The organism is Rhodococcus sp. NPDC019647 (assembly GCF_044389235.1).
Lineage (GTDB): Bacteria > Actinomycetota > Actinomycetes > Mycobacteriales > Mycobacteriaceae > Rhodococcus_F > Rhodococcus_F oxybenzonivorans.
On the sequence record NZ_JBIRXS010000027.1, the window covers coordinates 69,129 to 80,574 of the forward strand.

Below are 11,446 nucleotides of genomic sequence, written 5' to 3' on the forward strand. Positions count from 1 at the left end.
CGTTGTGGAGCAGGGGATTGACCCAGATGGACCTGACGGGGGGCATCGCCGGCGGCGCTTCCGCGCCTGCGCGGGTTGTCGCACTCGGTGGGGCTGGTAATTCGCCGGACAGTCCAGTTAATATGAGAAATATAATCAGGTTAAGTGACTATGGCAAGAGCCCGTTGCGTCGAGCGATCCCGGGTTGCCGGGACGGCGACGCAACGCGTCGACAATCGGAAGGAGCGAGAACATGGACTTTCAGCTTCAGGGCAAGGTCGCGATAGTGACCGGCGCCAGTCGCGGACTGGGTAAGGCGGCAGCGGAGGCGCTGCTCGACGAGGGTGCTTTCGTGGTCCTGGTCGCCCGTACGCGGGGGCCGCTCGAGGAGTTGCACAGTCGCTATCCCGAGCGCACTGCTGTGCAAACCTGCGATATGCGTGACATGGATGCGGTCGCGGCGCTTGCGGATATCGCTGTCGAAGCGTTCGGGCGGCTGGACATCGTGGTCAACAATGCGGGAATCGCTCCGGCTGGGCGGTTCGACGAACAACCTCAGAAGGAGTGGGACGAGGTGTTCGATGTCAACGTGCGGGCGCCCGCCGTGCTGACCCGTGCAGCGGCCCGGCACCTGCTACCCCAGGGGTCGGGCAAGATCATCAATGTGGCCAGTACCTCCGGCATCAAGGGGAAGCCGACGTTGGTGGCGTACTCTTCCTCCAAGGGCGCGGTTGTGCAGTTCACCAAAGCCCTTGCGGGGGAGTGGGCGAAGAAGGGCGTTCAGGTGAACGCGATCGCCCCCGGTGCTTTCACCACAGACGCGCAGAGCGCAGTGACCGACTCGCCGGACGTCCTGGCGCGGCGATTGAAGAAGATCCCGGCGGGACGTATGGGCGATCCTGCGGAGTTCGGTCCGCTCGTGGCGTACCTGTCCTCACCACTGTCCAATTTTGTCACCGGTTCGGTCGCCGTCATCGACGGCGGCGAAGTCAGCCGGCTCTGAAAGGCGCTCAATGATTATCGACGCACACACCCACATGTGGCCGGACGCCGTCGCAAAACGGGCGCTCGCCGGATCGGTCCCCGACCTCGAACGCCGGGGCGACGGCACGGCGCACGGGCTCAAAGAGTCTATGGCAGCGGCGGGAATCGACCGCTCGGTCTGCCTGGCCGTCGCGAACGACGGTGAGGCCGTCGAGAAGGCCAACAGGTTCTCCGGCTCGCTCGATCCCGACTACTTCATCGGGTTCGGCTCCGTGCATCCCGAATTGTCGGCGGAGGAAAACGTCGAAAGCCTGCGTCGGCATGGTCTGAGGGGGGTGAAGATCCACCCATTTTTTCAGAAGTACGCGCTCGACGATCCCCGGATGGACCGCCTGTTCGATGCGATGCAGGGCGAGTTTGCGGTCATTATCCACATCGGATCCATTGCGACGGCAAGTTCGGAGGGTGTGTGCAGTCCGGCGATGTTGGCGCAACTGGTACGCAAGTTTCCGAAGCTTGACGTCATCGCCTGTCACTTCGGCGGTTACCGTCAGTTCCAAGAAGCAGTCGACACCGTGGTGGGGCTACCGGTGTACCTGGACACGTCATGGCCGCCCAGCCTTGCCGAACTCGATCCGGCCGATGTTCGAAAGCTCATCGAGACGCACGGGCCGGAACGTGTCATCTTTGCCTCCGATTGGCCGATGGCGGATCAAGGCCGCGAGATCCGGGCCGTGCGCGAACTGGGCCTGGCCGACAGCGACGTGGAGCAAATACTCGGCCTGAATCTTGCTCGGCTGTTGCGGCTTTCGTTCTGACCCGTTTGTCGAGAACTTTTCGGTCCGGGAGGTCGCTGAGCGATCTCCCGGACCGATTGCGTCTGCGCACCAGACGAATCACGGCCACCGTGACGAAGCATCGTGAGGCCGATTTCGCTCGCATGAGCCGCGTCGGAATCGACGGGACGGGTCCGACGACCGCCGAGGGTTGTGCGCATAACATGCATATGTTTATTCTGTTTACGTACGTGTGTGGGGGATCACAAAAAACAAGCGACCGCGCGGCTCTGTCGAGCCGTCGGTCTCGATCTGGAGGTCATGGTGACAACCGCTACGGGTTTCGATCCACTCGAATTCTTGGTTCAGCAGAACCCTTACCCCTTCTACAAAGAACTGCGCGAGAACGCGCCGGTGCAGTACATCGAGTCGGTGGGTGCGTGGGGAGTGTTCCGGTATGCCGATGTGGAAAACACCTTCAAGCATCCCGAGATCTTCTCCGCCAAGGACTTCACCACCAATGCGTTCGGTGAGTTCGACCCGGTTCCGGAGGTCAAGTCGATCATCGCCACAGACCCGCCGGAACACTCACGCATTCGGCGTCTGGCCAACGCCGGCTTTCGTCCCGGCGCGATCAAAGCCATGGAACCGAAAGTGGATGCCGTGGTCGAACGGCTCCTGAACAACCTGGACAGCAAGCGTGCCGAGTTCGACCTGGTATCGGATTTCGCCGCCTATGTTCCCGTCAATGTCACGGCCGACCTTCTGGGTGTGGACGACCCGGACGTGCGAGAGGATTTCAAACGCTGGACGATGGATCTGCTGAAGTCGCCCAGCCGTGGGGTCCTTGCGCACGAGGAACTCGACCAGATCCGAACGAGCGTCTCCGAACTACGGGCGTACTTCACCGAACAGATCGAGTACCGACGCAAGAACCCCGGAACCGACTTGGTATCCGACCTGGTGCGCGCTGAGGAAGAGAACCACACCCTCACCGCCACCGAAATCTTGAGCCTGGTTGCTTTGATGCAGTTCGGCGGCTCGGAGACTCCATCCCATCTGATCAGCTCGACGGTCTACAACCTGTTCTCGCATCCGGCAATTCTGGATGAGGTGCGGCGCGACCCGAACCGGGCGTTGGCCGCAGTTCAAGAAACGCTGCGTCAGAACTCACCCGTGCAGATGGTCTTCCAAACCTCCACGCGTGACGTCGACGTCGCCGGAGTCACCATTCCCGCCGATTCCATGGTGTTCGCATACATCGCGTCTGCCAACCACGACGACACGGTGTTCGACGAGCCGGAGAAGTTCATCCTCGACCGGCCCAACCTGAACAAGCACCTTTCCTTCGCCACCGGTGCACATCACTGCATCGGCGCACCGCTCGGCCGAATGATGTGCGCCAAGGCCGTCAGCGGGCTCTTGACTCGGTTCCCTGATCTGCAACCGCTCGAGACCGACCCCGAATGGATGCCGTCCTACTGGGTGCGCGGTCTGGCCCGCTACCGCTTCACTGCCTGAGCCGACGGTCGATGCAACTGCCATCTCGAAGGAAGGAAGGACTTGAATGCGAGCAGCTCGACTGCCGTCCATCGGCTCTGATCTCGTCGTGGAGGAGGTTCCGGACCCCACACCGGGGCCGGGCCAGGTCGTCGTGAAGATTGCGGCGTCCGGGGTGTGCCACTCGGATGTCACTATTCAGAACGCCGGACCCGGCATGCCCTCGGTGCCGTACTTTCCATGGACACTGGGACACGAAAACACCGGATACGTGCATGCGCTCGGCGACGGCGTGGCCGGCTTCGAGGTGGGCGATGCGGTCGCGGTGTGGCCGGGTTGGGGTGACGGCACCTGCCGTATCTGCAGGGCCGGCCATGAGCACATCTGCCCGAACGTCAGCTACGTCGGCGTCACCGAGCCCGGTGGATGGGCCGATTACCTCCTCGTTCCCGCCGCCCGGCACCTCGTCCCGCTGGGAGACCTGGACCCCGTTCAGGCCGCGCCATTGACCGATGCTGGCCTCACGGCATATGGGGCGGTCTCGAAGGTCCTCGGCCGATTGACCGAATCCGATCGAAGCGTGGCCGTGATCGGAGCCGGAGGGTTGGGTCAGTTCGCGATCAAGTACCTGTCGGCGCTGACGCCGGCACGGATTGTCGCCGTCGACATCGACGCGGGCAAGCGTGAACATGCTCTCGCGATCGGCGCCTCCATGGCTGTTGATTCCTCCACCGACGACGCTGTCCGTCAGCTGTTGGACGTGTCCGGCGACGGTCTCGGTGTCGACGCGGTCATCGACTTCGTCGGACTCGACAGCACGCTCGCCCTCGCCGCTGAGGTCATCGCACCCTGCGGTGCGCTGATCCTCGTCGGCATCGGCGGCGGCACTCTGCCGTTCGGGTACACGAGTCCAAACCAGGAAGTGCAGGTGAGTACGAGTTCGCTCGGATCGCGTGCCGACCTGGCCGCGGTCATCGGCCTGTGGAAGGAACACGGAATCAACGCCGACGCCACGCGTTACAGCCTTGACAACGTCAACCAGGCCCTCCAGGACCTCGCCGAGCACAAGATCGCGGAGCGAGGAGTCCTGGTCATGTGAGACACCAGGCGGAGGCTTCGATCCCGCCGTCACCAGCGGCCCTGGCCCGATCTCGCGAGAGAGATCGGACCAGGGCCGTTCCCGTTCCGACTGGCCGTTTCGGTTCCGACTGGAGATGACTGGCACCGAATTATTCTGCGGCCGTGTTTAACCAACCATCCGGCGGCAGCACGACACGACCCGGGCCGGTGGTGACCGGCCCGGGTCGGGTGCTGTCTGAGATGGTATCGATCAGACGTAGAGTGCGACCTCCTCACCCTCGACGTCGACCTTGTACACGCGGGCGCGCAGTTTCAGTTGAGGCGCGAGAACCGATTTGCCGTCGGAGAGATTGAATTCGAATCCGTGCCAGGGGCAGCGCACGATCTCGCCTTCACGTCCCCATTCGTAGACGTCGGGTGCGCTTTCGAGCATCATCCCGGTGGGGGGTAGTGTGCACAGCGGCGCCCCCTTGTGGGGACAGGCGTTGCGCAACGCGTGGAAGGCTCCTCTGACGTTGAAGACTGCGACTTCTTCTCCGTCGATGTCGACGACGCGGCGGGTGTCGTCGGGGAATTCGTCCAGTTTGCCGATCACGTGGCGTGTCATTGTCGTGCTCCAGTCGTGCGATGAGAGGTTCCCGGGGGAACGGTGGGAGAGAGTGAGTTAGATCCGCTCGATCAACGTGGCGGTGCCGAGGCCTCCGCCGCAGCACATGGTCACCAGACCGAAGCGGCTGTCGGTGTTCTCCAGCCGATTGACGATCGTCGTCAGCAGTCGAGCTCCAGTGGCGCCCAATGGATGTCCGATAGCGATTCCACCACCCCAGGAGTTGACGCTGCCCATGTCGGGCTGGAATTCGCGCTGCCACGCGAGTACCACCGATGCGAAGGCTTCGTTGATCTCGATGGCGTCGATATCGCGGATGTTCAGGTTGTTCCGGTCGAGGATGCGCGCCGTCGCGGGGATGGGGCCGGTCAGCATATCCACCGGGTCGACTCCGAGGACCACCTGGTCCACAACCCGCGCACGCGGCCGGAGCCCGTATTCCCGCGCGAATTCGGCGCTGGTGAGCAAGACTGCGGCGGCACCGTCCGAGATCTGCGACGAGTTGCCGGCCGTCACTTTCCCGTCTTCCGAGAAGACCGGTTTCAGCGCTGCCAGCGACTCGGGAGTCGAGTCGGCCCTGATACCTTGATCAGCGTCGACCTTGGTGCCGTTGACGTCGATCGGATGGATCTCCCGGGCAAGGTGCCCGTCCCGGGCCGCCGCCGCGGCGCGTTGGTGGGACAGGGCGGAGAACTCGTCCATCTCGGCGCGACTGATGTTATAGCGGTCTGCCAGTCGCTCGGCAGCCACTCCCTGCGAAACCAGCGGGTACCGTGACCGCAGTTCGTCGGTGAACGCCTGGCCCCACTGTTCCTGAGAGCCCTGATGCACGCGGAACCCGTTGCGTCCCATGTGCTCGACGCCTGCGGCGATCACCGCACCGTCGATGCCGGCGACGATCGACGACGCCGCGTAGTGCGCCGCCTGCTGGCCGGAGCCACAACGGATGTCCACCGTCGTGGCGCCTGTGGTCGCCGGCAAGCCCTTCTGCAACCAGGCGGTACGGGCAATGCCTGACGACTGCTGCGCGATCTGGTTGGCGCATCCGGTGATCACGTTGCCGACGGCCGCCGGATCGATGCCCACGCGCTGCAGGACACCTTCGTAGCACTGTCCCAGGAGGTCGGCGGGGTGCACGTCGCGGAGCACGCCCTTCTCGTGGTGGCCACGGCCGACCGGGGACCGGACGGCATCGATGATGACGGCCTCGTGCGCCGCGAGCGGGCTCATCGTCGCTGTCCTTCCGTCGAGCCTGCATGGCCGGCCACGACGTTGCCGACGAGCGCCTTGGAGATCCCGAGCCGGAGAATTTCCGATGAGCCCTCATAGATCCGCATCGGGCGGGCCTGGCGGTACAGTCGCTCGAGCTTGGAATCACGAACCAGACCGAAGCGGCCGGAAATCTGCACTGCGCGGTCGGTGATACGACCGGCGGTTTCACTGGCGACCAGCTTCGCCATGGAGCTGAAGTGCAGGGATGCGGCCGGATCGACCCGTGCCATGTCTGCGGCCTTGTAGGTCAGCAGGCGTGCCGCTTCGAGTTCGGACCATGAAGCACCGAGCATGTCGGCCACCGCGCCCAGCCTGGCCAAGGGGCGCCCGAACTGCACGCGCGTGCCCGCGTGCCGGGCGGCCTCTTCCAAGGCGGCCTGGGCGAGACCGACCGATGCGCCGGCGACCGAGACGCGGAACACCGCGAGGGTGGCAAGCACATGCTCGAGTCCCTTGCCGATCTCACCGATGCGGTTGCCCTCGTAGACCTCGACGTTGTCGAACGCGAGCTCGGCCAGGATGTGGGGGGCGATGATTTCCGGCGTCGGGGTGAGAGTTAGTCCGGGTGCGTCTGCCGGAACGAGGAACAGGCTCTGCCCCTGTCCTTCCTGCGCAAGAACGCAATAGAAGCCGGCCGCGCCGCCGTTGGAGATGAAGGACTTGTTGCCGTTCAGCACCAAACGTTCACCGTCTCGTCGTACCTCGGTGACGATGTTTTTCAGGTCCGATCCGGCCTCCTGCTCGGTGAGCCCGAGACCGGCGAGGACCTCTCCGGAGGAGACCTTGGGCAGCCACTCGTCCCGCAATTCGTCGCTACCTGCCCGCGCCAGTCCGAAGCTGCCGATGCCCTGCAACGCGAAGAGCGAATCCAGGTGCGCCGACGTTCCCATGAGAACCTCGCGAACGACACACACGGCGAGCGGGTCGACGGTTTCGAAACGTCCGCCCCATCTGGCCGGCACGGTCAGTGCCCACAGACCGCTCTCGGCGAGAATTTTCCGCATGCCCTCATGTACGGTGCTCATCGCGTCGGCCTCGACGGCAAACGGTTCGGCCGCGGCCGCGACCGCGATTGCTTCATCACGAAGGTCGAGATACTGCTGATCCAGCTCAAAAGCCATTATTCATCCTTGTCTACCCAAGTGCATTGATCGGGCGCCGGTCGTGCGGAAGACACGCAGTGCGACGCAGCGTTATTCACAGGTCGAGCTTGAGGCATGTGCCCTTCGCGCGCGAGACGCAAATCATCATGCACTCGCCGCTCTCCCGCTCGCTCTCGGTCAGGACCACATCGTGGTGTTCCGGTGTTCCCTCGAGGACCACTACCTCACAGGTTCCACAGGTGCCTTCTTCGCACGATGCGTCGACCATGACACCCGCGTCGGTCAACACCTCGAGAATGCTCTTGTCGGCGGGGACCGTCAGCGTCATGCCGGACTGGGCGAGTTCGACCTCGATCGGATGTGCGTGCGTCAGGTCCGGTAGATCGGCGCGGAACCGTTCCACGTGCAACGCGCCTGTGGGCCAGATCGACTCGCAGTAACCCTCGATGGCAGCGAGTAGCGGCTCGGGTCCGCAGCAGTAGATTCCGATACCGGGGGCGGGGTCCGCCAGCTCGGTAGCCAACGGAAGCAGTCCGTGGGTGTCCTGTGGGTGAAAGGTAACCTTGTCGCCGTAGTGGCTCAGCTCCTCCCGGAAAGCCATCGACTCGAGGGAGCGCCCACCGTAGAGAAGCGTCCACGGGATGCCGGAGGCCTCAGCCGCTCGAATCATGGGCAGCATCGGAGTGATGCCGATCCCGCCGGCCACGAAGCGGTACGCGCTCGCGGGCTCGAGCGGAAAGTTGTTCCTCGGCCCCCTGCTTTTGACGCTGGTTCCTGTGGGCAGCTTGTCGTGGATGTAGTCGGATCCTCCCCGGCTGCTCGGCTCGCGTAGCACGGCAACAGTCCATGTCTGCCGATCGGCCGGATCCCCGCACAAGGAATACTGTCGTGAAAGCCCATTGTCGAGATTCATCTCGACGTGTGCGCCGGGAGACCACGACGGTAGAAGCGCACCGTCATTCGACCGAAGATCCAACGCGACGATGTCCGGCGTCAGCATTCGTCGGGCGTGCACAACGAGGTCGAGGTCGACTTCGGAGTCGTTTGTAGTCAGCATGACATTCATGGCCGTGGTATCCCACTCAGTTGATGCGGTCACCGTAGAACTCCCGTGGATTGTCGAACATGATCCGGCGCTGGAGATCCTCCGGCAGACCGGCGAGGGCATTGGTGGGGTCGTTGTAGTTCCAGTGCGGGTAGTCGGAACTGAACATCAGAACCTTCTCCGCGTTGATCATGTCCATGAGCGCAAGCAGGTGCTGCTTCTTGGGGGGCTCGACGAACGGCTGCGTCGTAAACCGCATGTTCTCGTTCAGGTACTCACTCGGATGCCGCTTGACCCACGGGATTTCGTCTCGCAGTCCGTACCAGTCGGCATCCAGTTTCCAGCTGAGTTCCGCGATCCAGGCGATGCCACCCTCGGCGATGACGATTTTCAGCTCCGGGAAGCGCTCGAAGACACCGTGGCACAGCAGGCTGGCAGTGTTGGCCTGATGGATCTGACCCAGCAGTGCGTGCCACTCGATGTAGAACGTCGGGGTACCGGCCATCCGGGGCGCGCGAGCGTAGACGTTCTCGGTTCCGCTGGGGTGGACGCAGATGGGGAGCCCGTGCCGCTGGGCTGCCTCGTAGATGGGGTAGTAGTGCTTCTCGCCCATCAGGATGTCGTGCAGCGGCATGAAGATCTCGACGATTCCGGGACGATCGGCCATCCGGTCGATCTCCTTGACTGCGAGTTCGGGATCCTGCGGTGCGATGACGAGGCCGCCGCGGTACCTCTTGTCGAACTGGAGCCAACGCTCGCACATCCAGTCGTTGTATGCCGACGCGATGGTGGCGGCAACCTGCGGATCGGGCATCGCTCCGATACCCAGCAGGTGTCCGGAGAGCAGAATCGCCCGATCGATGCCGGCTCCGTCGAGTAACTGCGCGGCGGTGAACTCCGGGTCGGTGGCAGGCGACATGCCGGGGCGCGAGGTGTCGCCGCGCATACCCCCGGAGGAGTTGATGTAAAGGTAGTCGAGGGGAAGGTGGAACTGAGACGCCACCGTGTGGCCGCCACCCAGTCCGGCGCCGATGCGCTTCTGCCACGCCGTACTCATGTACGGCACCAGGGTTGCCAGCCCGTTCTCCATGTAGGGGTGAACGTCGGAATCGATGATCGCTAACGACTGCTTCTTCTCGGTGGGTTGAGCGGACGCATATGCGGTGGTCATGAGCACTTCCTTGGTTCGGATGGGACGTCTAAATAGGCTTATATTATGCAGCTTAGCGTGTGGACGCCGCGTTGTCGAGATCTGGATCACACGGTTGGTGGGGTTATCCCGCTCCATGCCAGTGGGCTTGATTGACGGCTAAAACATGGCTATGTTATACAACTATAGTTGTTACCTCCGTCACAGCACCAGTCGCAAATGCGCGTCAACCTGAGAGGTCCAGATGTCGATTACCGCCCCCACCGAAAATGAGCTCGACGTCGCAGTTCCAGAGCTCGACAAGGTATTTGTCGCCGGGGACTGGGTTACCCCCGCCAGTGCCGAGACCATTGATGTCGTCATGCCGTCCACCGAAAAGGTGGTGGCCACGGTCGCCTCGCCGAGTGCGGCTGACGCCGACGCTGCCGTTGCCGCGGCAAGGTCCGCGTTCGACGAGGGTCCCTGGCCACGCATGACCGTCGAGGAGCGGGCACGAATCTGCCGCATCTTCGCCGACGAACTCGAATCCCGCCTGGACGCCCTGAACCGGGCCTGGATGTTCGAGTCCGGTTACACCCAGGCGCACGGAGAGATGATCAATTCGGGTGCAGGCAGCGCCATCTGGGGTCACGCAATCGCGGTGGCTCCAACCCTGAAGTGGGAGGAGATTCGCAAGAATGCCGGCAGTGAAGTGCTCGTACAGCACCAGCCCATCGGAACAGTTCTCGCAATCCTGACCTATAACGGACCCGTGCCCCTGATGGGCATGAAAGTCATTCCGGCCCTGCTCGCAGGATGCACCGTGGTGGTGAAATTCGCCCCTGAGTCACAGCTGACCTCGCGGTTGATCATGGACGCCGCTCGGGCCGCAGGATTCCCGCGTGGCGTCATCAGCGGCCTCGCCGCGGAACTCGCCACCAGTCAGTACCTCGTCCAGCACGAGGGCATCGACATGGTGCACATGACCGGCGGCACCGCCGTGGCCATGGAAGTTGTTCGGCAGACCTCGCACCGGCTGGCGCGGACCGCGCTCGAGCTCGGTGGGAAGTCGCCGGCGATCATCGCGGACGATGTCGACATCGATGAAGTCCTCGGAACTCTCGTTCCCGGTGCCATCGGCGGCTGCGGACAAGTGTGCGTCGCGCTCTCCCGAATCCTTGTTTCGCGTCGTCGTTACGACGAAGTAGTCGCCAAGCTGGCGGACGCTTTCAATGCCATCAAGGTGGGAGATCCCTTCGATCCGAACACCGACCTCGGCCCGTTGGCCAACAAGAGGTCGGTCGAGCGGACCGAGCGGATGTTGGCCAAGGCGGTCGAGCAGGGGGCTGTGGTCGCCGCCGGTGGTGGCCGGCCGAAGGGCCTCGACCGAGGTTACTACTTCGCGCCGACCCTGTTGCGTGACGTCACCAACGACATGGAGATCGCCCAGGAGGAGGTCTTCGGCCCCATCACCGTTGTGATCGCCTACGACGATCTCGACGATGCGATCCGGATCGCCAACGACAGCAAGTTCGGTCTCGCCGCCTCCGTGTACGCCAAGGACAGCGACCAGGCGCTGGCGATTGCGCGACGTATCCGGTCCGGTGGTGTGGCACTGAATCTCGCGGGTTGCTCGTTGACCGAGCCCTTCGGTGGAGTGAAGCAGTCGGGTTGGGGTCGTGAATGCGGCGCCGAAGGCATTCTCGAGTTCACCGAGATGAAGCAGATTCTGCTCAGCGGCGCATACTCCGGGTAGGTCCAGAGCACACGCCGGTAGCGGTGGCGGCGAGTCCTCGACTCGCTACCACCGCTACTGACGTATATGAACAGTGTCAATCATGCGTTGTGACATTGCGGTCCGCATCGCGGCGGTGGGGGGGGGGGTTTGAGGAGCACCCCCCCCCCCCCGAGGAAGATAAAAGCCGCGCCCAACCCCACACGGCCCGGCCCCGGGGGGGGGCGGGGGGAGTC

General features: G+C 63.5%; 10 protein-coding genes. 5 read left to right on the plus strand and 5 right to left on the minus strand.

The features are described 5' to 3' along the window. The first annotated feature begins 232 nt into the window (after positions 1-232). From ACH49N_RS31145 to ACH49N_RS31160, 4 genes are all read left to right on the plus strand, one after another. Positions 233-982 carry a glucose 1-dehydrogenase gene (locus ACH49N_RS31145; RefSeq protein ID WP_358276562.1) on the plus strand — a complete coding sequence of 250 codons (750 nt, stop codon included), beginning with the start codon at positions 233-235 and terminating at the stop codon, positions 980-982. Between the two features lie 10 nt (positions 983-992). Further along, positions 993-1,781 carry an amidohydrolase family protein gene (locus tag ACH49N_RS31150; RefSeq protein ID WP_358276561.1) on the plus strand — a complete coding sequence of 263 codons (789 nt, stop codon included), beginning with the start codon at positions 993-995 and terminating at the stop codon, positions 1,779-1,781. A gap of 279 nt (positions 1,782-2,060) precedes the next feature. After that, the gene (locus tag ACH49N_RS31155) at positions 2,061-3,260 is read left to right on the plus strand and encodes a cytochrome P450 (RefSeq protein ID WP_358276560.1); all 1,200 of its coding nucleotides are present in this window, start codon (positions 2,061-2,063) and stop codon (positions 3,258-3,260) included. A gap of 46 nt (positions 3,261-3,306) precedes the next feature. Next, on the plus strand, positions 3,307-4,338 hold the full coding sequence (locus ACH49N_RS31160) for an NAD(P)-dependent alcohol dehydrogenase (protein ID WP_358276559.1): 1,032 nt from the start codon (positions 3,307-3,309) through the stop codon (positions 4,336-4,338). Positions 4,339-4,569: 231 nt separating this feature from the next. Here the strand turns inward: ACH49N_RS31160 and ACH49N_RS31165 are convergent, their stop codons facing one another. The 5 genes from ACH49N_RS31165 to ACH49N_RS31185 all read right to left on the minus strand — a co-directional run bounded on the left by ACH49N_RS31165 (position 4,570) and on the right by ACH49N_RS31185 (position 9,517). Beyond that, entirely contained in the window at positions 4,570-4,926 is a 357-nt protein-coding gene (locus ACH49N_RS31165; protein WP_358276558.1) for a Rieske (2Fe-2S) protein, read from the minus strand. 57 nt (positions 4,927-4,983) lie between these two features. Then, complete coding sequence (locus ACH49N_RS31170) at positions 4,984-6,156, minus strand: thiolase family protein (RefSeq protein ID WP_358276557.1); 1,173 nt, start codon at positions 6,154-6,156, stop codon at positions 4,984-4,986. Beyond that, positions 6,153-7,319 (minus strand): acyl-CoA dehydrogenase, encoded by a 1,167-nt coding sequence (locus tag ACH49N_RS31175; RefSeq protein WP_358276556.1) that lies wholly within the window; start codon positions 7,317-7,319, stop codon positions 6,153-6,155. The genes ACH49N_RS31170 and ACH49N_RS31175 overlap by 4 nt, the downstream gene beginning before the upstream one ends. A 76-nt stretch (positions 7,320-7,395) precedes the next feature. Then, positions 7,396-8,400 carry a PDR/VanB family oxidoreductase gene (locus ACH49N_RS31180; RefSeq protein WP_397504825.1) on the minus strand — a complete coding sequence of 335 codons (1,005 nt, stop codon included), beginning with the start codon at positions 8,398-8,400 and terminating at the stop codon, positions 7,396-7,398. Continuing rightward, positions 8,384-9,517, minus strand: a complete 1,134-nt coding sequence (locus tag ACH49N_RS31185; protein WP_213572897.1) for an amidohydrolase family protein — start codon at positions 9,515-9,517, stop codon at positions 8,384-8,386. The genes ACH49N_RS31180 and ACH49N_RS31185 overlap by 17 nt, the downstream gene beginning before the upstream one ends. Positions 9,518-9,740: 223 nt before the next feature. On the opposite strand from ACH49N_RS31185, the gene ACH49N_RS31190 reads away from it, so the two are divergent. Then, complete coding sequence (locus ACH49N_RS31190; protein WP_358276554.1) at positions 9,741-11,231, plus strand: aldehyde dehydrogenase family protein; 1,491 nt, start codon at positions 9,741-9,743, stop codon at positions 11,229-11,231. Positions 11,232-11,446: the final 215 nt, after the last annotated feature.